Source organism: Nostoc foliaceum FACHB-393, from assembly GCF_014698505.1.
Taxonomy (GTDB): domain Bacteria; phylum Cyanobacteriota; class Cyanobacteriia; order Cyanobacteriales; family Nostocaceae; genus Nostoc; species Nostoc foliaceum_A.
On record NZ_JACJTD010000060.1, the window covers coordinates 16521 to 39582 of the forward strand.

The window sequence follows — 23062 nt, forward strand, 5'->3', positions numbered from 1 at the left end:
TTGTTAAATGATTTTATTTATGATGTGTGTATCATCAGAAACTAAAATACTATCAGGTGTTTCCGGTTGTACTTCGTTAATATCAATATAGTTATTACTGTTACCGATGTAGCTATACATTTTAAAATCGGTGACGTAATCGACGTAATTCAAATCTTCTACAAAATCAAGCAGCACAGATTTATATATTTTACCTCCAAATAAAATATCCCGGTCTGTTGTGTATGCCCAAGGTGATAGAAACTGAACCAATTCTTGTTTGAGTGCTGTGCTGTAATAGTTGAATTCATAGCCTGTGTAAAATTGGACTTTGAAATCTACTTGTATTTTCTGATAACGAGGATTTTTAACCTTAATTTTCACTTGCATACCAACACGTTCTTGTACGTAGGCAGTGATGCGGCTGATGGTATCAGCATCTACTTTCGGCTGCAATCGATTTATTGCGTTTTTGTTTTTTAGATCCGGTATGACTACAATCAAGACATTTCCCGGTGCTAACCAGGAATTCTCTTTTGCATGGGGAATACATTTGACTTTATAGACATTGGGAAATGCTTCTAAAATAATCCGTTCGTAGTCCCAAGCTGTGATACATCGGTTTTTGTGGCGTAACCTTTCTGATACGCGGGTATAGAAGGTCTTGTTTGTTTCTACTGGTTTGCCACCAAAAGATGCAAAAGGTTGTTGCACTGACTTGATTGGCGATAGTCCGTTTTTAAGTTTAGTAATCTTACCTTTTTGCAACGCAATTAGCAGATGCTGAGAGTCGTTGCCACCGTTTTTAAATTGTACTTCAACTGCATTGGCAGCTACTTCTATCAACTGGGAAATGGCGTCTACATTTTGGGCAACGGCTGCTTTAATCCAAATGCGATCGCCAGGTAAAATCGTATTGCTAGTAGTAGTTTCAGTCGGAATCACAAATTTGATAATGCCGCTAGTAAGTAGTTGATTAGTGGTATCAAGTATTACCTCACTTCTACTTAGCTGTTTCCAATAGTTGTCGCACAGGACAAACCAAGTAATATCTTCTTGGTTCAATTCTGGATTAGCACTGCCTTCAGCAACTTGAAATAGTACACTCACGCTATCACCAGGATTCAGCTTGCTAAACCCAATCAATAATTCACCTTCGTGAGTGTATGCAGGCAAAAGTGAAACACTTTTATCGGCAAGAAAGTTAATTTGTTGGCGTTGATAGCCATGTTCTCGCATCTGTCCAAAATAGGCTATATGAAAAAATTGCAAATCGCTATTGGCAAATTCATTGAGTAAATTAGATGCGATATTCACTTCGTCAGAATACGCTTGATATGAAAGTGAAATATTTTGAATAGTGGGTGTATAAGGTTCATTTAATAATGTAAAAACTTTACGTCTGACGCGATATGTCATCACGTTTTCTATATATTTCTGCCGATAAGTGGAGTGCAAAAAATCTTTTTCCAGTGAAAAGGTAATGAAACCAGTTCGTCCTTCTGGTGCAACCGTTTGGAAGGATGAGAATACAGGTTTTTGCAGTACATACTTTCTCGCTACATTCCTAGCCCAAAAACTACCAGAACGGCTCAAGGCATACAATTTCATCCCCTCGGTGATACTTGGCGATGCTGAAGAGCTACCGCGAGTGAAGGTGAATATCTGTTCAAACGATGCGTTATTAGAGTTAAACAAATGTTGTCCGTAACTCGTATTTTCCCAAGTGCCACCATCTTTAAAATAAACAGTAGCAGTAAAATACTTATTATCTACAGATGTACCATATCCGCTATAGTGAGTGGCAAAATTTGCAGGCGCATCTTTCCATAGTACTTTGATGCTTACTTCTGCAAGTTTTTTTGTCAGGGCTTCTGCATAACCTACGATGAAACGCGAACCTTTAGTTGCTTGGAATCCAAAAGGGATAAAGACTTTTTTTGCATCTAATCCGCCGCTATCACTTTCTAGCTGCAAAGAAGTAATGCCTGATACTTCTACTGTAATTTTGGCTTTTTGTAAAGTAACATTTTGAAAACTTTTATAACCGATTTTGGTGTTACCAGCTTTTAACAAGACCTGGATTATAGGAGACTGAGTGTGATAAGAATAACCATGAATCGCAGCGTCATAATCAATCACTGCTTTATCACTTTCACGGACAGTGAAGTTGAATGTTAGGACATTATTATTAATTAAGATAGGAGAGATTATAAAAGGCCCTAACCAACTTTTTTCACTAGTGATGAAGACTTCAAATGCACCCACAAGCAATGTATTGTTTAATTTCGTTTTGTCTAAATTATTTAGTTGGAGGTTTACTATAACTTTGCGAGTTCCTTCTTGCATTCGCAGTACAGGTGATGCGATCGCAAAGCCCACCTCCGCTGCGGGTAAGTTCTGATTACCAAAGCCAAACCACTTGCCCTCATCCCCTGGTAGTTTACCCCCTAAACCATCTGTGGAATTGGCGATCGGAGCGTAACGCACTGTTCCAGCGCCATCATTATCCAAAAAAATAGAGCGCAAAGAATCTACCTGGGATATATTAATTACTGTTTCTCTAGTTGGAACATAAATCAATTCTATACCTGTATTATCCTTGCCTGCGGAAAATAAATCTGTTGGTGAAATATTTATTGGTGCAGCATTTTTTTTCAGTTCGATTAACAGATGAACTTTATCAGCCACAGCAGATTTTTGCTGTAACCGCAATACATCCTTATAATAAAAATCCAGATGATTTGCAGTAATTTGATTAATCACTTCCTGGGGCTGTTTGTAGACTTCTAAAAATCCCAACAAGAGCGCCAAATGAGGCGATATATCAGCATTTTTATTTTCAATTAACTGTTTTAATTCTGTTTGGTTATAAGGAAAAAATGCACTCCAATTATTAGTGGGAGCAGCAATATTATTTTGATAGTAATTAACAAACTCGGCGATTTTTTTAGTGAACAGCAATAACTCTTCAGGAGTGCGTTCATCCACATCGGCAAAATGTATCTCTAACTCTTGCAGCAAGCGATCATCTTGGCTTTGTCCTAGTTGAAAAATTATATTTTGAATAATATCTTTGTTAGCCATATCGAATTCTTTCACCTAAATTCATTTAGCAGTTGCTCCAGGAAATTTAATGTAATACCAATCCTCCGTGAACTTGCACTTAATGATTATTCCTTCTCTCTTGGCATCCTTCTCTGCGCGTTCGCATAGTGTCTCGTAGGATGCTAAGTTAAGAATATTCGTAGGTTGGTTGAGGCAATGCCTTACCCAACAAACCCCGCAAAATGTTGGGTTTCGTTCCTCAACCTAACCTACACATTTTTATTTTTTAGGCTTAACCGAGCAATATTGGAAGGTGATTCACAATCCAAAATCTAAAATATAAAATTGGATTACAAATTAGGAATTACAAAGTTAGCTCTGACTTCATTGGCATCAGTGGTATAAAACGGATAAACGAGATTAAATCGTGAGTTGCTAGCCCGTATCTGATAGCTAATTATTATATTAATTTTGCCTTCATATTGACTTGAAGTATCCAACTCTAGGGAAAGCAAGTTAATCCTTGGCTCATAAATTAAAATCGCCGTTTTTACACGATCTTCCAGGAATGTCTTCGTTGTGGTGCTGATGGCATCAAACAGAATTTCCTGCATATCGACACCATATTTAGGATTCAGAAAACGCTCGCCGACAGCAGTCCCCAAAAGGATTTTCAGGCTGTCCTCGATATCTTCTTCATCTGATTTCATCAATACTACACCGCTTTCAAGTAAGAACTCTGGTGGAAAACTCCAGCCAGTACCCAAGAAAGAAGTATATGTTATGTCCGATTCGTTTTTTTCCATAAAGACACGTGCTAATGTTCAATTAATAATCACAGTCGGATCGCCAACAGCTACCATCGCTCCACAGATACAAGTATCAGATGTACGCAGTGCTGGCATTCCTCTGATTAACACTTGAGTGCTACCGATAGGAAAGACACTTGTTGTAGGTTGATGTGCGTTGGGTGGAAGCGAGCAAACATGGATATCACTAGCTATGGCAGCGGGTTTGCCACTGATTAAAACATTACTAACTCCAGGACCGATGATAGTTCCCCCATGATTAGTTGTATCGCCGACTCGTGCTGCTGCGGGCATAATGTTTGATCCTATAAATAAATAATTATAAAATGCAAAATGTCAACTGTAACTTTCACTTTGGGGGAGTACGAAGTAGGGAGTAAAATTTTCTAAATTACGCAAATGATATGCAAATTTCGGTGTTGCCGAATCAAAATATTAAATGCCAAAATTACCTCTTTTCTTTGCACCTACTCTTCTCTACGAGACGCTCCGCGAACGAGATCGTTAAGAGCGATTGCGCCTTTGCGTGAGACTAATTCATAGTTATACTCAACAACAATTAATTGATCAGCACCAAACTACCCTTAACTTTCATCGTTGCAGTACTGGAAATTTCTGCGCCTGATGTTCCCTGCAATTTGATATCTGTGCCACCCTTGACCCTAAATGAAGTACCCGACTCTATTTTTACTTCTGTCCCAGCTTTCAGTTCGATCGCTTTGCTACTTTCGATTTTGATACCGTTTGGAGTCATAGCAATTTTGTTTCCATTTTGATCCTCAATTTTGATAGATTTATCTTCTTCACTCAGGCTGATTTTATTGCCTGCTGGCGTTTCCAATTGCATTATTTTTTTTTCATCATTAAAGTAAAGTTTCATTTTGGAACGGCTTTGATAAACTTTTTCGTGATTGGCATCAGTTCCTTCCAGAGGTGCGGCTTTGGCACTGCTATGCAGCATCCCCAAAACGATCGCTTGTCGTGGATCGTCATTCAAAAATCCCAACACCACTTCATCCCCAACTTCGGGACGGAAGAAGAAACCACGGTCATTACCGGCATCTACAGCTGCTACTCTTGCCCAAGTACCATCCTCCTGATTATTCACTAAGGGCATCCGCACACGTACACGATGTTCGCCATTGGGGTCTTCATTGCTTACTACTACACCGATTTGCAAGCCGTTGATCCCAGGTAAAAGGGCTGCGGCTTTCGGTGCAGCCACATTAGTTTCTTCAGCCAGCCATTTTTCAGCGTTGCCAAACTGAATATGTGTTTTCCAGCCTTGCACTAAGTCAAAGTCTTGGCGCACACCTGTAACAAACACATTACCGTTATAGCGATCGCCTACTCCACTCAAGGTAATCATATCTCCTGGGTTCACCGTTGCGATACCTTCACATTTGACACGCCCGCTTACCTTGCTCATTTGAGATTTCAGCCATTGGGCATTCGCCCATACCTGTGCTTCTTCTTCGCTGACGGCTATATGTTGGAGTTGATAATGGTCAAGTGCTACCACAGATGCTAAGTCATTACTTTCCAAATTACCTGGACTGTTCAATTCTGGGTCAGCAGCTTCTTTCGTCAGCACACTTTGCTGGCTAGCATCCCAAGTGAAACTCTTAACGGCGCTATATTGCAGACGTGCGTCAATTGCTGCGTCCATTTCGATGATTGTTGAACCAAACTGAAGTGAGCAAACTGGCGCACTATTAAAAGTGGGTGCTTTGACTATAACTCGATCGCTATTGGTAAAGACCAGTTTTCCATTTGCTTCGGCCCGCGTCAGCAAAAAATCCCAGTCGGTGGAGTCATACTGCACCTGTTGTTGATGAATCACCGATGTGCTGTCTACAACTGCATTAATTCGTGCATTCTCTAGCAACTTGCTAATGATGTCACTGTCTGGTTGCTCAAAGAAATAAGCATTTTTGCGGCCTACTGTGAGTTTCACCGTTTGATGGCGACATTCTACTACCAACTGAGGGGCGCTGTTGTCACGCACCTTGAGATTTTGCTGGATAACGATTCCTTTAAATATAGATACAGCATTGCTATCAGCTCCAGCCAGGATTTCCACTTCCTTACCTGGGATGAATGTATTGGCATTACTGAGAGGAAAATCGCTACTAGATGCAGCACCATCCAAATATACTAAGCGTGCAGAAGATATTTTATTGATCGCCTTGAGAACATACACTGCTAACAATTGGGATTCACGCGTTACCGCTTCGCCTCCTACCTTCACGGTGAATTCACGGTGTTCAATAGAAATCGGTAATGTCCTGGTTTCGGGCATGGCTAATTTTTCAATATTGGTGGAAATAAAATCTTAGTGCCGGGTGTCAGCTTGCGGAAGTTTTCAATCTGATTGGCACGGGCGACTTGCAGATAGTAATTTGGATCGCCATAAATCTCGTAGCAGAGGTTAGGCAGCTTATCGCCTGCTATCACCAAACGAATGTGCGTTAGGTCAGATGACTCATCTTGGGCGATCGCTTGCCGGGTTTTATCATCGGAATTATCAGTAAAGTTGGCAGTAATAATTGCTCGTAATGGCACACCGTTAGGTTTAAATAACTTGTAGGCGATCGAGGCACTTTTGAGTACACAACGCTTTACTTGTAGAGTTCCCCAGACAATTTTGAGATAACTCGTCCGATGGATTTTGCCATTGTAACCTGTGACTATTTGAAATTCTTCTACCTTCTTTTGAACTTCAATCATCTGACCATTAGCACCTGTTCCATCAAGAAAAAAGGTAAGTGACATATCACCAGGCTTTGCTTTTTTGAAGTTCATCCGACTATTAGTAGTACCCGCTCCCTGTGCGCCGTCATATTCTATTTCATAGGCAATGGTGATTTCATTCGGATTAACATAAGCCTCAAACTTTGGCACTGGTTGTTTATCCGAATAATCAGCTTTTTCATAGGATAGAATCGTGAGTTTTTCCAGTGTTCCTCTGTCGCTCATAGTTTAACGTTCTTCCTTTTGCTTGAGGATATCTAACACACGCTCTACACATTGGCTGATGATGGCTTGTTTATCATCAGTGCTAGAAGGCGCAGTTGTCGCACCGCCTGATGCTTGGTTGTTAACTTCGACAGAAATCACGACTTCATCTACAACTATGGGCATGGTTTTAAGATTTATCTAAGGTGAAATATTGATAAAAAAACTGTAATGTTTCAATTACTACCGCATTATTTGATGCATTAAAGTCACTCACCGCCCATTTAGTAGGATAAGCGTTAATCACATGCCAGGTTAACAAAGGTTCATGTTTTTCATTGAGCAAATTGATATCGATATTTTTGGGACGAATATTGTAGTCTTCAATGCACTCTCTGATCCAGGTTATAAGTTTTGAATTCAGCATTAGCCCCCGTTTTAATACTAAATCTGGGTATTTTGCACGGGTGGGGAATTTTTGGATAAACCGATTTTCCCCACCTTCAGTTATTTCTTCGGTTCCCATTTCCACTGCGAGTCCGCTGACTTCAGAGAACCGCACATCGTTATCATTGGCTGATAGTCCCAGAACCTCCACTTTAAAGTGAAAGCCAACAGGTGGATAATAGTTAGGCATTATTTGATTTTGACTTCAATACCTTCGTGGGCAATTTCGATAGATTCAATCGCTACCTCATTCCCACTGGCTTTTAACTGCGGTCCTTCTAATTTGACTGGGAAAGCCCGCAGCACATTCCACCACATCACCGGACTGTGGGTTTCATCTAACAGTTTGATGGTGAGGTCACGCCTTTCGACTTTGTTTAAGAGTAGCGTTGTTTCCACCCACTTGTAGAAGTCATTATCGCTGAGAACGATACCGCGCTTCATCATGACGTTGGTGTACTTGTGAAGACCGACAACTTTGATGGGTGAATATTCCGGTATTATCCCATCACGATATTCGATAACTTGGATTTCCCGGGTTAGTCCAGTGACTTCTGAAAATCCCGCAGAATATTCGCCGCGTGCATCCCCACCCCAATCAACAGAGAAATGAAAGACGGGAATCGGATATATTTTTTGATCTCTAGGCATAGTTTATTCCTTGATAATTGTTAAAGGAGAATTCAGAATTCAGAATCAATCCGTCTTGAAAAGCTTGTTCGCCAGAATCCGGCGCTGAAATTTTTTCCAAAATTGAAAATCATAATGCCCCTATCTAGAGTGTTCTCTTTCAATCCAAAATCCAAAACTTGTACTGAGCCAAGTCGAAGTATCCAAAATCCAAAATCGATTGATTTAAGATGTCTGTAACTTGTGCGAAAACTTCAAGATGATGAACTCAGCGGGACGTACTACCGCCATGCCAATTTCCACATTCATTCTGCCTTCAAGAATATCTTGTGCGGTCATTGTTGTACCCAAACCACATTTCACAAAAAATGCATCTTTGGGAGTAGCACCAGCTAAAGCCCCTTCCCGCCATTTCTGTGTTAAGTAGCTTTCAATCATGCCGCGAGTTTTCACCCAAGTGTTAGCATTATTGGGTTCAAATACTGCCCAATATGTGGATTTTTTCACGCTTTCTTCCACCATATTGAAGAATCTTCGCACAGGAACATAGCGCCATTCGTTATCGTTCCCGGCTAGGGTACGCGCTCCCCAAACTAATGTACCTTTGCCCATAAACGCACGAATAGCATTAATGGATTTACCTGTTGTTGCATCTACATTGAGAACATCCTGTCTGGCGTTATCGAGTCTAATCATCGGTTCGATTACACTAGCTAGGCTGACATTAGCTGGCGCTTTCCACACGCCACGATTATTGTCAGTCGTTGCATAAACTCCCACCACTGCACCGCTTGGCGGTAGCTTAACAAAGTGTTCTTTCAGCACACTCTTGACGAAGTTGTAAAGTGCGGTGTTAGATGTTTTGAAAGTATCAAGGCTTGCTTGACTACCACTGCCACCAGTGAGGGAAATAGTAGGAGCAGAAGCATAACCTGTGCCGCCCTTGGTGACTGCGATCGCCGTAACTGCACCAGCAGATACGGTTGCTGTGGCTGTAGCACCACTACCACCGCCACCAGTGATTTCAACAGTAGGAGCAGAAGCATAACCTGTGCCCCCTGAATCGACTGCGATCGAAGTCACTTTCCCAGGAGATACGGTTGCTGTGGCTGTAGCACCTGTACCACCACCACCAGTAAAGGAAATAGTAGGAGCAGTGGTGTAGCCTGTACCCCCTGAATCGATTGTGATACCTGTAACCCCACCAATGGTTGCTGTGGCTGTAGCACCTGTACCACCACCATCAGTAAAGGAAATAGTAGGAGCAGTGGTGTAGCCTGTACCCCCTGAATCGATTGTGATCTTGTCAACTGCACCGCCAGATACAGTTGCTGTGGCTGTAGCACCTGTACCACCGCCTCCAGTCAAGACGACGGTAGGAGCAGAGGTATAGCCTGTACCGCCAGTAGTAATTGTGATACCTGTAACCACCCCAGGAGATAAGGTTGCTCTAGCTGTAGCACCTGTACCAGCACCTCCAGTCAAGACGACGGTAGGAGCAGAGGTATAGCCTGTGCCGGCTGAATCGATTGTAATCTTGTCAACTTTACCAACAGGAGATATGGTTGCTATGACTGTAGCACCAGCAGCCGGTGGGGGGGTGACTTTCGCATTTGTTTCACCATCGTTCAGATAAAAGTTAATTGTGGTTGTCACGAACGGATAATAGGCTGCACCATATTTGAGGTTGTTGTTGCCAAAATATACCCGGTTAGTGCTAAGTTGATTTGCATCTAAGTTGGTTTTCCCATCATAAATGTCAAAAATAGCAAAGCGATCGCCTAGTTGAGCGCATTGTGTCAGCACCGCCTGCACCAAAGTCTGATATTCTTCGGCTGTACTCAGTTTCACTGCTTCGGGAATCACAATTAGCGTTGGCTCATCTTCCAGCGCCAAAACATTTAACCCATTTTGCAAACCGAAAGAACTTGCATCTCCGGTCAAGTTGATAACGGGTGAATTCTTATTATAAGTGCCAACTGAAATGATGTAGCACTGTCCACCGCCATTATCAAAAAATATTTTGACGCTGTAATATAGCAAGTATTTTACATCTGGTTCAATAAATAAACCTGCTGCAAATCCGCCTGCACTACCATTAACAATAGTAATTTTAATCTCATCATCTTTTGGATAACCAAAATACTGTTCGTACTCTTTGAGTGAGTAAATCTTACTCGGTTTCAGGATCAAGTCATTATCAGCATTCTTCTTAGCAATCTCAGTATAGCCAATAAAAGCCGGAATAGCTGTTTCCACTTCTGCCACCGACGGTGGAAAAACTGATATTTCTTCTACGTAAACGCCTGGAGTTTTGTACGTTGGCATAATTTTAAATGTTTATAGTTTTGCAAGTTGAATAATTATCTCTGCATTTGCTTTCTCTGCACTCGGTTGAGGTAAGTGCCCAATCAGCACATCACCATTCTTCTGCAACTGAATTTTCCGGCGTGCTTTTTCCTGTCGCTTTATTGTCTCGGATTTAAAAAGCACTACGCTTGTATTAGCATTACTTAATAATACTGGTATTTCTGCTAATAATTCTTTCTTGAATATCACTGCCGATCGCCCGTCTTCTGTAAAGCCATTATCTAACACAGAGAGTTGGTCAACTTCTGCTTCTTTAGGAACAACTAAGTAGTATTTTAATGTTTCTGTTTTGGGATTAAAATTGATAGCAAATTCTGGTGTATTACTAGTATAAAAGTTACTATCAATTTTAATTTCAATCAAACTAAAAATACCTTGCTGCTGCAATTCAGCATTTGAATAATAAAGACTTGTTTCGAGATTGTTTGGATAAGATTTCTCTATGCTGTACAGACCAGGTGCTTGCCCAGTCAGATTGTAAGTAACCGTTGAACGGTTGTTTGTGGCATTGATGGTATCTGTTTGCAGGACTTGATTATTGGTATTTTTCAATGTCACCATTACAGGTCGGGTATCATTGGTTAGCGAATGACTAAATACATGCCCTACCAACGAGATTTCTTTTACTACATCTAGTTGATTGAGATTAGTGGAATTACTGTAGAGAGGAGTGTATGAACTGATATCAAAATCCAAATCAGTAAAGTTGGCAAAAAAAGGATTTTGCAACTTTAAGCCGAAGCGCAGGGTTTCGCTAACGATGGAAGCTACAGGCGCGTTAGCTTCGTCTGCTTCAAATAATACATACAATTTGCGATCGCAGATTTTAGTTATCAGCTTCCCGTTTCTCAGCAGTTGTGCAGTATCAGCAGGTATCATAAAACTAAAGTCTTGAGAGCCTTGGCTGGCTTCACTATAGTAATTATGCAAGATTGCAACTGTAAATAATATACTGAACTGCATGGTTATTTGCTGTGAATATTTGTGTTGATTGTGATGATTGGAGACTGGATAGTTGTTTGCACCTCGCTCTGTATAACTACCATCCGTACCTTGTATATCACAGATGGCAGCTGTTTCCCACCAACAAAAGCCCATACTTGGTTTAATTGCTCATAGCTGAGAGATTGCATCTCTACTACTAATTTTTCAATGCGTGGGTCAAGTGCAGGATATTCTACTGAGGAAAAAAAAGGATGCGATTGAAAGTAAGTCAATACATAAGATATATACTTTAATGCTTGATCATATTGTTTAAAGTTAGCAGCAAAGAGTATATGCAGGTTAAGTTTTAAATCAGGCTCTAAGACTATATGTTGTCCTTTTGTATATCTGTACTCAGAATGTTGAGATTTGAAGATGCGTTCCTCTTCTATGTTGATGATGCTAGCACCAATATGATCTGACTCAATAGCATATTTGCCTGTTTCATCTACCAAGTTACTTATATTCACTTCTCCCATGCTTGAACCTGTTTGCGTTAACAAGTAAGTATTAAACTCATCTTTTAGAAACTTAAGTACAATGTCCAGCATACTTGTTTAAAGGAGTTGCTTTAATAGAACTTTTGAATAGAATGATACCTTGATCCTATAATGGTTTAAGAGTGTGATATAAAACTTGACCTTTCAAATTTTAAAATAACTTTTTAAAGAAATGTGAAAACAATAAAAAATATTACGAATTAGATGATTTTTTGATTTTTCTGTTAAGTCCTAAGAGGTTTAACTAGAATTATGGTCAAAGTGGGAATACATGGGTTTGTACATCTTCTTTCTACCCAAATATTGCTCAGAAATGAGCCCGATTGAACTGAACCAATCCGATCTAAACTTTGGTAACTGGAATGATTTGTTGTAAAGTCTTGCCACAAATCCTCAAGTTCCGACCTGCGACTATTGCTAACTCCTTCTAAAATATTGACATCGACAAATAAATGAGCCAAAGAAACTCCACGGTTTATTCCCCAAAGTGGCATCGTACTATGCAAACTTTGAATGTTATCATGCAGTCTCTCACGCACTTTTTGCACTAGAACATCAATCGATTTCCTACCAGTTACAGCCGAAGAGAGCGATCGCAGATCAAGTAGAGGACGCAAATTATCGATACGTTGTTGTATATCTACACCTACTCGCGACCGCACATATTCCAATAATGTCCATAGTGCTTGTTTTCCCAGAGCTACTTCACCATAATCTGCAAGCTTACACAACATATCTGGAATAAAACTTGCCACAGCACCACTCCAATTAATATGTTGCAACACAGGTGCATCATTGCCTAAAGCTAAAACTAAAAATGGGCGGCGGCTTCTCTCATCTTCCAAAAAAGGACGCAATAAATTCACCAACTCATTGAGAGTCTTAGGTTCTAATTTGAGGTTTTGAATGTTTTTAACATTGGACTGCCCAAAGTGAATATTGTAGACATTATCCCCAAGTTGCCCAGCGTTTACTGTGTCAGCATTAATCAAACTACCACCAAACTGTGCATTTCGTAAGTCATTGTTATTAACTTGCTTTGAGTTTTCTGAGTCCGACATGGGTTAGCTTGAGCAGTTTTAAGCGTTCTTGCTATAAATGTTACTAAAGTTCATTGTGCAGAGATAGTTATCGAAGCTGTCACTCCACTCAGTGATTATAAAAGCGCTTTAAATTCTTAGTTAACTTTATACTACAATTACTCTATAATAGTGTTAACTACTTTGCAATAACAGTTAATTGTGAATATATCAGTGGCAATCTAAGGTATGCCCATGAGAAATCGGATTAAGGAATTTGTTGACAGCAAAGGAATGAGCGTTTATCAGTTTTGGCAAGAAACTGGTATTAGCAGGACTACCGCGTATAGTTTGTATAACAATTCCGCTCAGTATCTTGGCAAAGATGTTATGGATGCGATTTGCACTCGATACAACATACAACCAGATATTTTACTGAAATGGATACCAGCCCAGGAGTTGAAAAATGGGGATTAATCCTGCTACTATCGATTTTCTTGCTTTACCTTCAGTATCTCTTCAGGAGCGATCACAGTTACCTAGCCAGCCTTGTATTTACTTCGCTATCGACCTTGATGGACAAATTCAATACATTGGGCGATCAATTAATCCGAAGGCGAGATGGGCTTTACACCACAAGTATCCTGAACTGCATGAGATAGGTGGCATTCGGCTCTCCTACTTACATATAGATGATGTATCTTTACTCTCTCAAATAGAAGCAGCTTTAATTGCCTGGTTTAATCCACCGCTCAATCAAACCACGAATTTGAACCCATTTGCAAGTGGGATGTTGGGTTTAAGGCTAAGGGTAGGAAAAAGAGCAGAAGAAATAGCCGTGGAGCTTGGCGTTGCCGTCTCTACGGTTCGGAATTGGGATCAATTAAAAACAGCTCCCCGGATGACTCCTGTGGGACTTCAAAAACTTATGCAGGTGTACAAGTGTACTTTTGATGAACTAGTTCAGGCGGAACTGGAGTCTGAAAATGCTTAACCCCCAGGCTATTAATCCTCTTGTTTTGCCTTCAGTTTCTTTAAAAGAGCGATCGCAGCTACCAACAACGCCATGCATTTATTTCGCTATTGATAGCAATGAGGTAGTGCAGTACATAGGGCGATCAATCAATCCTGCTCAAAGGTGGGTAAGTCATCACAAGCGACAAGCATTGAGTAATCACACTGGTGTAAGAATAGCTTATTTGGAAGTAGAGGTTAATTTATTACACTGGGTTGAATTGGCTCTTATTAGATGGTTCAATCCACCTCTGAATTACTCTGTTGAATTCAACGAGCTAAATTCATGCGATGGATACGTGTCTAGGATTGCAAAACTCAGAGAGGAAAAGAATTTGACTCAAAGGCAGATAGCTGAGGCGCTGGGGCTTGATGTCTCGACGGTTCGCAACTGGGAAAAAAGCCGTGATGGAGTCAAAATGTTCGTTCGAGTTGCAAAACTTTGTGAGTTATTAAATTGTGAGCCAAAAGACCTTTATGAAGCTGTAGAGCCTGAAGAAGATGCTGAATTATGAATGCGTTCATCTTCTTTCTATGCCTTCACCGTCTCTCAATAAGCAATGCCTGCGGCAGGCTAAGTCTAAACAGTTGTCAGTTACATCCAACATTTACGTTGCAATCAACTTAAAGCAAGTAGCATCGGATTAAAGGAGGTGGAAGTATGAACCAACCACCTTCTAGAAGACGGAAAAAAGCTACCCCTGCCGCATCTGATGACAGCACATTACCAAATGACCTTGCAGAAGAGAATATCTCCCCTCAAGAAAACCCAGCCTTAGCAATAATTGATGTTACTGCTGTTGAAATTCCTGAATTAACCGAGCAGGAAATTAGCGATCGCTTGTACTTGGAGAGGAAAGTGGAACGGGCGTTTTTTGAAGCAGGGAAGGCTTTGATGGAACTCCGCGATCGCAGACTATATCGTTCCACGCACAAAACCTTTGAGGAGTATTGCCGTTCACGGTTTGGTTATACACGAATGGCAGCAACCTATAAAATTGCTGCCGCGACAGTTATGGAGAATTTGTCAACCATTGGTTTACAGAATGCGGAAATAACCACAGATGGTTTACAACCTACAAAAATGTCAACCATTGGTTTACAAAATGTCGAAATGTCAACCATTGGTTTACAAATACTGCCGACAAACGAACGTCAAGTACGCCCCTTGGTTGCCCTAGAGCCAGAAGTCCAGCGCACTGCATGGCAGCAGGCAGTGCAAGTTGCGGGCGGGAAAGTGCCAACTGGTAGAATTGTCAAAGATGTTGTACAGCGCATCATGGAGCGAACACAAGTACCCAATACCTACCAAATTGGCGAGGTGTGCCAAATACTAGCAAAGGACAACCCCGAACTCAGAGGCAAAGGTGGATGTTGGGCAATTGTCAGCGCAATAAATAACTTTAGTTGCAGTGTGAGAATGTGGAATGGCGAGTACGCCATTGGGTTGCAGCACCTCAAATCTTACAATTACCTGCCTGCCGAGTGTGAGCAGATGCGGGTGATTTGTGATCGCATCGGTCGGGTGTATTCGAGTGGGCTGGAGGAGTCGGTGCAGAAGTTTTTGGAGATGCTGGGGAAGCTGAATCGGGCTTATTTGACGGATTTGGAAGAGAAAGTATTGAGTCTTCTGGAGTTGGAAATCATACCATAATGCTGTAAGTGATTAATTTTGGGATTCAAGGGATTCTACAAAGTAGAATTTTGACTTGTGCATTTATACAGGTAGGGTGAGATTTTGGTACTGATTATTAGGGAAAGAACAACTCTCGAACAAGTGGAGTTAATGCTGCAAACCTTGCGAGTTTACATTAAAGTGGCAGTAGATATAGAAAGAGGGATTTTAGCTGGAGGAGGAGAGAAACACGCTTACTGTGAAGCAGCATTGCTTGAAGACGGTAGTAGACAGCGAGATATCTGGGGTGCGGATTGGACTCCCTTTGACCAATCGATAGCTTATGAATCGATTATCAACATACGTCCAAGCCAAAATAATCGCTCAATGGTAATTCAAGACCCAGCGATTCGAGAACGTGTTAAAAAAATAACTCAGGAGTTAATTGGTGGATATGAACCAGAATTTAGATGAAAAACAAGCACGGTTTCAAGGCGAAAATACATCACATCGCTTAGGGCATATAGCTTCTAATTTAGCTAGGCTGAGAACATTTTGTGACACTGCTTACCCTGAAGCGGTCAAAAGTGTTGCAGATGAAACTATGTGTTTTATCGAATGGACGGCAGCAGAAATTGAACCTGAATATGCTGAAGAACTGGTTAACATTCAAGTTCAACTGGCACGATGGAGATTAACTTTTGATAGTATGTGGTCTGATGGTAGCGAACGCAGAAATATGTCCGAGCAAGCTAGTGCTTGGTCAGGACGAGTATTAGATATGTCAGGGTTGCTGTCCGAATCAATCTAAAATTTTATTTAATGGCAAGGGTGGCTGTTGGGCAATTGATAGGAAATTTTAAATGAATCAATATGTGAGAGAAAACAGTGATGCAAAGTATCAAACTAAACACTCATGTGGGGTCTGATGGGATTTTACACCTTGATATTCCATTAGGAATAATAGACAGAGAAATAGAAGTAATGGTGATTTATCAACAGCTAGAGCCATCAGCCTCTCCAAAAACACCTGAAGAATTAGGATGGCCAACCGACTTTTTTGAACAAACAGCTGGATCATTAGCAGATGATCCAATTCAAAGATATCCCCAAGATGAATATGACACTAGGGAGTGATTAGAGTGAGATATTTGTTAGATATGGGTATTAATGAAGTTGGAAATCTTGCAGCTCTTCCGGGTTCTCAAGCTTGGGCTATAGCTGTGCGATTTGAAATTCAATCATTGTTGGAGCGTAATAAAAACATTGTTAAATCTCTGCAAGCATACCTTTTGCAGATGGAACATTATGCTGGGTATAATCAATTAACAGATGAAAACGGAGAACCTTTTAGTTGTTTTGTTGACTTTTGCAATGCTAAATCTCCTTGGGGTCTTGGTTACTCCCTAGAAAAAATTCAAGAAATTTTAGGAGAAGAATTATGGATAAATATTCCTTGCAATCCTCAAAAAGCAGGCGAATTGTTAGTAGAACTTTTAGAAATTGAGGAGCTAAAAGAAATCCACAAACTCATAGGCGAATATTTAGGCTAAATTTCATTAATTTCTCACAACCTGAATTTAGTCGCGTTAGTGAACTGGTGATTGAGTAGGGGGAGTAAGAAGAATGATATCTGGACTTGAATGAAAACGAATGCTGCTCGACTACTGGATAAACTAGGTATTCCCTACCAAATTCTCAGCTACGAGGTTGACCCTGACGATCTCGCTGCTGATAGTACAGCCCAGAAAGTGGGTCTTCCGCCAGAGCAAGTTTTTAAAACTCTAGTAGTCAGAGGGGATACAACAGGTATCTGTTTTGCTGTTGTGCCGGGAAATGCTCAGTTAGACTTAAAAGCTTTGGCACGGATTTCAGGAAACCGCAAAGTTGAGACAGTTGCCCTGAAGGAAGTTCAGCCACTAACAGGATACATCCGTGGGGGTGTGACAGCTTTAGCGAGTAAAAAATACTATCCCGTTTACGTTGATGAAACAGCAACCCTATTTGAGCAGATTACTGTTTCTGGTGGAATGCGAGGAATGCTGCTTCTGCTATCGCCAGATGATTATTTACGTGCTGTCAGTGGCACTCTAGGGGCAATTATACAGTGAACCAGTTCTCGCCAAGCGTACTTAAGTACAAGTTGCGTTTATTACATAGAGATATTGAAGTTACAGTAAATAAATAACAGTATATTAGCGGGTTACAACCCAGTATTAGGCTAACTACGATATAGCAAATTACACATTATTTGCTACTCAAGTAGTGGGTTTTGAGCTAATGACGATCAAAAAGCCTTTGGTAATCGAACAACCAAAACTGGGACAGCTCATCCATGAACTTCGCACTGTAGTTGGTTTAACCCAAGAACAGTTCGCAACACATTTGGGTGTTACTTATTCCACAGTTAATCGTTGGGAAAATAAACGCTCTAAATTATCACCGATGGCTATGCAGAGGATTGAAAAACTTCTGCAAGAGATGGGTGATCAAGGGCAGAAACTGGTAGCGAAGTATCAGTCAAGTTAGTTATGAGGAAAAAGTAGACTACCTCACTTCTTGAGAGCAGTACTTAATCAAATTTGATATAGCGATTGCATTTTTTTAAAGAGTGATCGTAGTTTTACCGTGCTGTTTTGAACTTAGTAAGGAAAACAAATGACTTTCACCAAAGAGCAGTTACAGGCTGTAATGACTGGTACAGATTTAAATCATCGTGTAGAGGCACTGCGGCAGCTGTTAGAATATCCAGTGAAAGAGCATGACCCTCAAGGTTCTCGGTTTTGGTATTTGCGTCCTGGTGCCGATGAATTAGAAGCTGAGGAAACTTGCCCAGTTGCTGTTGGCTTCTATGAGGAACTATCAGGAGCAACAGACCAAGAAATTAAAAAATTTTTGACCTCTAAAGAACAGCAACAAGAAATTTACGGGCATTACACAAACCGAGTTGCTGAACAGCAACCAGTGATGTATTTGCTGTTGCCAACTAAAGAAGCTTTAGGTCGAGTGCCGTTAGTGTTGCCAAGTGAAGGTGGACTACGCCAACGGCAAATCCAGACTTTTGATTGGAATGAACCGCAACTAATAGCACGGTTAAACCGTTTAAAACAAGGGGAGCTGCCGATTGCTGTTAAGGGGCTAAGTTCGGTTCCCTTGGTGGAGTGGGTTTTCTATGAACCGATTAAGACGGCGAAGGAGCTAGCGCAGTTGCTGGCTGAAGCTGCCCGTCGAATTGAGCAGGTCATTCCCCAAGTTTATGAGAAAGAAAAAGCTGATGGGTATTTACACCATCTACTAGAGAGTTTTCAACGGGAACTACTGCCCACACTAAAACTGACTCCTGATAACGAGAAAGATTATAGCTTTGCTGATATATATGCCCAGACCATTGCTTATGCACTGTTTACAGCCAGAGTATTCAGCTATGTGAGGGATAAAGAAGAAGGACGTGAAAAGAAGCCAACACATTTTGACCGCGAATCAGCTTGGCAGAAGTTACCAGAAACTAACCCATTTCTCCGTAAGCTGTTTAAAGATATATCTGAACGGAAAGCTGAAGAGTTGGGTGATGAGTTGATAGGTGCGATCGCAGAGATTTTCGGCATCCTCCGCGCTGCGAAAATGGATGCAATTCTGTCAGATTTCCAGATGAAGATGAACCGCGAAGATATTGTTATCCGGTTCTATGAGGATTTTTTGACAGCCTATAAGCCACAGATGCGAGAACGACGGGGTGTTTACTATACACCAGAACCTATAGTTTCTTACATTGTGCGTTCTGTAGACCATATTTTAAAAACAGACTTTAAACTAACTGATGGTTTAGCGGATGCAACAAAGGTAAAGGTTGAAAAGCCTGACAAGAAAGGTACGACGGAAACACATAAAGTTCTCATAACAGACGTTGCAACTGGCACAGGAACTTTTCTTTACAGTGTTATAGACCACATTTATAACTCATTAAAACTTGATACAGATGCATGGTCAAATTATGTTTCCCAACACTTATTACCACGACTACTAGGCTTTGAGTTATTAATGGCTCCCTATGCAGTTGCACACATGAAATTAGGGTTACAGCTAGCAGAATTAGGTTACAAATTCGATACTCTAGAACGATTACGAGTTTACCTCACGAATACATTACAAGAAGCATTTCAAATACCGCCTGCTGATGAATACGATAATTGGATTCGGGATGAGGCGGATGCAGCTAACCAAATTAAGCAAGAAGCACCAGTAATGGTTGTGATGGGAAATCCTCCTTATTCTGGTCATTCTGCTAATAATGGCATTTGGATTAGTAATCTCCTTAGAGGAAAAGATACAATCACCGAAAAAGTAACTAGCAATTATTTTGAAGTTGATGGGAAGCCACTTGGCGAGAGAAATCCTAAGTGGTTAAACGATGATTATGTGAAGTTTATTCGCTTTGCTCAATGGCGGATTGAACAAACTGGTTATGGTATCTTAGCTTTTATCACTAACCACGGCTTTCTTGACAACCCCACATTCCGTGGTATGCGTCAAAGTTTGATGGTAACATTTGATGACATTTATCTTTTAGACTTGCATGGGAATAGTAAGAAAAAAGAGCAATCACCCGATGGTTCAAAAGACGAGAATGTTTTTGATATTCAGCAAGGTGTAGCAATTAGCATTTTTGTAAAACGGCAAGATAATAAAAAACAAATTGCTAATATTTATCATTCATCTTTATATGGTTTACGTGACAATAAATATAACTGGTTAAATCTTCATAGTATAGATACAACTCAGTTGAAAAAGCTAAATCCACAAGCTCCATTTTATCTATTTGTTCCACAAAATACAGATTTACTAGGAGAATATGAACAGGGATGGAAGGTAACAGACATTTTTTTCATAAATAGCATGGGTATTACGACTGGAGATGATGCACGTTTTATTAGTTTTCATAAAGAAGAACTAAAAGTAAAGTTTGAAAATATTAGCAAAGCTATTACCGTTGCTTATAGACCTTTTGATAATCGTCAGCTTCTCTATCAACCGGAATTATTAGCACGGGCAAGAGTTGATTGTATGCGACACTTTATTGAGCAATTTAATCTTGCCTTGATTACAATTCGGAGACCTCGTAATCAAGAAATCGGTAATTTCTTTGTAAGCGACAGAGCAACAGATAAGTGTGCTATTTCATCACTAGATAATGCTCAATTATTTCCTCTTTACCTCTACCCTAACCCAAACAACCCGAAAGAATTAGAAGAACCAGTACGCCCTAATCTTTCCCCAATATTCCTCAAAGGCATTATCTCAAAACTCGGTTATACCCCCACACCAGAAGCCATATTTTACTACATTTACGCCATCTTCCACTCACCCACTTACCGTACCCGTTACGCCGAATTTCTCAAAATCGACTTCCCTCGTGTTCCCCTTACCAGTGATAATCAACTCTTCACCCAACTATCAGCATACGGTGAAGAATTAGTAGCACTCCACTTAATGAAATCACCTAAATTAGACAACCTAATCACACAGTTTCAAGGAAATGGTGGGAATCAAATAGTTGATGCAGGACACCCAAAATATACTAACGGTGCTGTCATCATCAACAAAATAGGAGACAAATTTACAGGCGTACCCAAAGAAGTTTGGGATTTTTACATTGGAGGTTATCAAGTCTGTCAAAAATGGCTGAAAGACCGCAAAGGACGCACCCTAACTGATGATGACATTCAACATTATCAGCGTGTAGTTGCAGCACTGCAAGAAACCATTAAATTAATGCAGTTAATTGATGATGTAATACCAGAGTGGCCTCTTCAGTAAAAGGGTAATTATTTATGTCGAATGCTCTTAGAAAAAAATTCTTTTTTCAAGAAGGTAAGAAAGAATATTTGGTAAATTTTTTAACTCAAGATTTAGACAATCTAAATTATCATCTGATTTTAGTAAGTTGTTATTTTAAATTAAATTCTGCTAAAAATTTAATAGAATCATTATTGAAAGTTAAAAAATAGCATAAAAGAAATTTCTATATACATAGATAGAGGAAGTGCTATTGATATAGGGAAAGATGATATAAACAAATGGATTAATGAAATCAAAAATGAATTTCAATTAACAATTAACTTTAGAATTGTTAAATCTGGCAATTTGTTTCATCCAAAAGCGTATTGTTTATTATCTAATGATCATCAGAATGGAAGATTAGTATTAGGTTCGGCTAACTTAAGTAATAGGGGTTTAATTGAGCCATTTGGTAATATAGAAATACTATATAAAATTGAGGATATCAAGGATATAATAGATTTTTACCACAGCTTAAATAGCGATCTAAATTGTATAGAAGTTGATGAGATAGAAAAATTTGATGATACTGATGAATATTATTTCAAATATGCTTTATTACGAGAAGGTTTTTATATAAAAATTAATGATATAAGCAGTTTTTACGAATTATTAAATTTTAAATATAAATTTAATGACAAAAAGAACCAAGACACTTTTAATGAAATTCTAAAAAAGTATGAAATGAAACCATCAGACAAAGGAATAAAAAATTATTTTGATTCTATAAAAGAGGAAATAATAAATATTCTCAAAAAATATAATTCTAATTATAAAATTGATTGGGGGAGATATGGTATTAATACAGATTTTGGATACTGGATTCCTAAACATGTTGTTTCTTATTTAAATGATTTCACAGATGAGACACTTGAAAACTGTAAAAACGAATTAAGAAAAAAATTTGAAAATCATATTGATGCAGAAGCTAAAACTGATATGGCAGCAGCATGGAATGAATTTTATCAACAAAAATGGCTAGAAAAAGACATGAACTACAAAATAACACCAGAGGTAGCCAAGAGTAAATTAATGATATTAGTTGATAGTTGCCTGGAAAAATTATTTTATTTTTTAACTAGGTACTATTTAGTTGATTTTAAAAAATTTGATTTTAATTTTAGCAACTTATCTGAAAATATAGATTCAGTTATTTTTTTTGTAGAACCACTAGTAAAAAAAGCATGGCAAATCAGTGATAAAATATTAGAAAAAATCGAACGAAATGTTAATAATATTCTATCAGACAATGATAATAGCATAGATGAAAAGCAAAAATATCAGAAGTGCATAGAGTTATTTTTTTGTTGTAAGGATTTAATATCTATTATTGTATATATAGCCGTAAAAAATAAGGATATTCGATTTCTCAGATATTTAGATGAAAATTTATTCAGGAAGTACATTGAGTATCAGAAAAAGAAACAAAAAAGTAAAAAGCATAATTAATATTTTAATTTTTTTGATTTGAATTTAAAAGATTAATAAAATAAAACTTGTTTATTAAATGAATTCATTTTTTAAACACATTAAGCTCTTATTTAATGTTACTGTATTTAACTTATGCTTGAAAACTTTATCCAAGACTTAATTCGCAAACAACGCCCCTACTACCTACTCCAAGGTAATCCTATCAAAGGTATTGACAATCAATACTGGCTCGTCTTCAAGCACCGCGATGCTGACAAGCTGTTAAAAACAGTTGTGAAGTTCTTAGGTATTGGTAGTAAGCTAATCGGCATTTAAGCTGCATAATATAAATGCAGAATAGATTGAAATTAACTATGCCACCACCAGCCAAAAACTTTTTAACTTCGGAACAAATTACTCAGCTACAGCAGGCTCTTAAGGAGA

Annotated in this window: 26 protein-coding genes; 14 read left to right on the forward strand and 12 right to left on the reverse strand. The window is 39.3% G+C overall.

The features are described from left to right. Nucleotides 1-3: 3 nt before the first annotated feature. The 12 genes from H6G92_RS30640 to H6G92_RS30695 all read right to left on the reverse strand — a co-directional run bounded on the left by H6G92_RS30640 (nucleotide 4) and on the right by H6G92_RS30695 (nucleotide 12786). The gene (locus H6G92_RS30640) at nucleotides 4-3066 is read right to left on the reverse strand and encodes a baseplate J/gp47 family protein (RefSeq protein WP_190899519.1); all 3063 of its coding nucleotides are present in this window, start codon (nucleotides 3064-3066) and stop codon (nucleotides 4-6) included. A gap of 311 nt (nucleotides 3067-3377) precedes the next feature. Next, on the reverse strand, nucleotides 3378-3833 hold the full coding sequence (locus tag H6G92_RS30645) for a GPW/gp25 family protein (protein WP_190899522.1): 456 nt from the start codon (nucleotides 3831-3833) through the stop codon (nucleotides 3378-3380). A gap of 18 nt (nucleotides 3834-3851) precedes the next feature. Further along, nucleotides 3852-4130 carry a PAAR domain-containing protein gene (locus H6G92_RS30650; RefSeq protein WP_190899523.1) on the reverse strand — a complete coding sequence of 93 codons (279 nt, stop codon included), beginning with the start codon at nucleotides 4128-4130 and terminating at the stop codon, nucleotides 3852-3854. A 265-nt stretch (nucleotides 4131-4395) separates the two neighbouring features. Then, nucleotides 4396-6138: a type VI secretion system tip protein VgrG gene (gene vgrG / locus H6G92_RS30655; RefSeq protein WP_190899525.1), complete on the reverse strand. Its 1743-nt coding sequence runs from the start codon at nucleotides 6136-6138 to the stop codon at nucleotides 4396-4398. Between the two features lie 2 nt (nucleotides 6139-6140). Then, nucleotides 6141-6815, reverse strand: coding sequence for a CIS tube protein (locus H6G92_RS30660; RefSeq protein ID WP_190899528.1), 675 nt, complete (start codon nucleotides 6813-6815; stop codon nucleotides 6141-6143). A gap of 3 nt (nucleotides 6816-6818) precedes the next feature. Continuing rightward, the gene (locus H6G92_RS30665) at nucleotides 6819-6980 is read right to left on the reverse strand and encodes a DUF5908 family protein (RefSeq protein WP_190899530.1); all 162 of its coding nucleotides are present in this window, start codon (nucleotides 6978-6980) and stop codon (nucleotides 6819-6821) included. Between the two features lie 4 nt (nucleotides 6981-6984). After that, nucleotides 6985-7431: a phage tail protein gene (locus H6G92_RS30670; protein ID WP_190899532.1), complete on the reverse strand. Its 447-nt coding sequence runs from the start codon at nucleotides 7429-7431 to the stop codon at nucleotides 6985-6987. Then, complete coding sequence (locus tag H6G92_RS30675) at nucleotides 7431-7892, reverse strand: phage tail protein (RefSeq protein WP_190899534.1); 462 nt, start codon at nucleotides 7890-7892, stop codon at nucleotides 7431-7433. Before H6G92_RS30675 ends, H6G92_RS30670 begins: the two co-directional genes overlap by 1 nt. Before the next feature lie 204 nt (nucleotides 7893-8096). Then, nucleotides 8097-10199, reverse strand: a complete 2103-nt coding sequence (locus H6G92_RS38945; protein WP_199345044.1) for a phage tail sheath C-terminal domain-containing protein — start codon at nucleotides 10197-10199, stop codon at nucleotides 8097-8099. 12 nt (nucleotides 10200-10211) lie between these two features. Continuing rightward, on the reverse strand, nucleotides 10212-11204 hold the full coding sequence (locus H6G92_RS30685; protein WP_190899537.1) for a hypothetical protein: 993 nt from the start codon (nucleotides 11202-11204) through the stop codon (nucleotides 10212-10214). A 2-nt stretch (nucleotides 11205-11206) separates the two neighbouring features. After that, a complete protein-coding gene (locus H6G92_RS30690; RefSeq protein WP_190899539.1) occupies nucleotides 11207-11776 on the reverse strand; it encodes a DUF4255 domain-containing protein in 570 nt (189 codons plus the stop codon). Between the two features lie 173 nt (nucleotides 11777-11949). Further along, nucleotides 11950-12786, reverse strand: coding sequence for a hypothetical protein (locus H6G92_RS30695; protein ID WP_190899541.1), 837 nt, complete (start codon nucleotides 12784-12786; stop codon nucleotides 11950-11952). Between the two features lie 213 nt (nucleotides 12787-12999). Between H6G92_RS30695 and H6G92_RS30700 the strand changes: the two genes are divergently transcribed. The 14 genes from H6G92_RS30700 (at nucleotide 13000) to H6G92_RS30765 (ending at nucleotide 22954) form a co-directional block, all read left to right on the forward strand. After that, on the forward strand, nucleotides 13000-13221 hold the full coding sequence (locus H6G92_RS30700) for a helix-turn-helix domain-containing protein (RefSeq protein ID WP_199345045.1): 222 nt from the start codon (nucleotides 13000-13002) through the stop codon (nucleotides 13219-13221). Further along, complete coding sequence (locus H6G92_RS30705) at nucleotides 13211-13738, forward strand: GIY-YIG nuclease family protein (RefSeq protein WP_190899545.1); 528 nt, start codon at nucleotides 13211-13213, stop codon at nucleotides 13736-13738. The genes H6G92_RS30700 and H6G92_RS30705 overlap by 11 nt, the downstream gene beginning before the upstream one ends. Then, entirely contained in the window at nucleotides 13731-14273 is a 543-nt protein-coding gene (locus H6G92_RS30710; protein WP_190899547.1) for a helix-turn-helix domain-containing protein, read from the forward strand. Before H6G92_RS30705 ends, H6G92_RS30710 begins: the two co-directional genes overlap by 8 nt. A gap of 146 nt (nucleotides 14274-14419) precedes the next feature. Continuing rightward, nucleotides 14420-15412: a hypothetical protein gene (locus H6G92_RS30715; protein WP_190899549.1), complete on the forward strand. Its 993-nt coding sequence runs from the start codon at nucleotides 14420-14422 to the stop codon at nucleotides 15410-15412. Nucleotides 15413-15496: 84 nt separating this feature from the next. Then, nucleotides 15497-15847, forward strand: a complete 351-nt coding sequence (locus H6G92_RS30720; protein WP_242059370.1) for a DUF5674 family protein — start codon at nucleotides 15497-15499, stop codon at nucleotides 15845-15847. Continuing rightward, nucleotides 15828-16184: a hypothetical protein gene (locus H6G92_RS30725; protein WP_190899551.1), complete on the forward strand. Its 357-nt coding sequence runs from the start codon at nucleotides 15828-15830 to the stop codon at nucleotides 16182-16184. Before H6G92_RS30720 ends, H6G92_RS30725 begins: the two co-directional genes overlap by 20 nt. A gap of 80 nt (nucleotides 16185-16264) precedes the next feature. Continuing rightward, complete coding sequence (locus tag H6G92_RS30730; RefSeq protein ID WP_190899553.1) at nucleotides 16265-16510, forward strand: hypothetical protein; 246 nt, start codon at nucleotides 16265-16267, stop codon at nucleotides 16508-16510. 14 nt (nucleotides 16511-16524) lie between these two features. Beyond that, nucleotides 16525-16926: a hypothetical protein gene (locus H6G92_RS30735; protein ID WP_190899555.1), complete on the forward strand. Its 402-nt coding sequence runs from the start codon at nucleotides 16525-16527 to the stop codon at nucleotides 16924-16926. 90 nt (nucleotides 16927-17016) lie between these two features. Next, a complete protein-coding gene (ybaK, locus tag H6G92_RS30740; protein WP_190899566.1) occupies nucleotides 17017-17484 on the forward strand; it encodes a Cys-tRNA(Pro) deacylase in 468 nt (155 codons plus the stop codon). Nucleotides 17485-17653: 169 nt separating this feature from the next. Then, complete coding sequence (locus tag H6G92_RS30745; protein ID WP_190899568.1) at nucleotides 17654-17902, forward strand: helix-turn-helix domain-containing protein; 249 nt, start codon at nucleotides 17654-17656, stop codon at nucleotides 17900-17902. A gap of 129 nt (nucleotides 17903-18031) precedes the next feature. Continuing rightward, a complete protein-coding gene (locus H6G92_RS30750) occupies nucleotides 18032-21187 on the forward strand; it encodes a type ISP restriction/modification enzyme (RefSeq protein ID WP_190899570.1) in 3156 nt (1051 codons plus the stop codon). Between the two features lie 14 nt (nucleotides 21188-21201). Further along, entirely contained in the window at nucleotides 21202-21378 is a 177-nt protein-coding gene (locus H6G92_RS30755) for a hypothetical protein (protein WP_190899572.1), read from the forward strand. Nucleotides 21379-21514: 136 nt separating this feature from the next. Beyond that, nucleotides 21515-22657, forward strand: a complete 1143-nt coding sequence (locus H6G92_RS30760) for a hypothetical protein (RefSeq protein WP_190899574.1) — start codon at nucleotides 21515-21517, stop codon at nucleotides 22655-22657. A 114-nt stretch (nucleotides 22658-22771) separates the two neighbouring features. Then, entirely contained in the window at nucleotides 22772-22954 is a 183-nt protein-coding gene (locus H6G92_RS30765) for a hypothetical protein (protein ID WP_190899576.1), read from the forward strand. The last annotated feature ends 108 nt before the right edge of the window (nucleotides 22955-23062 follow it).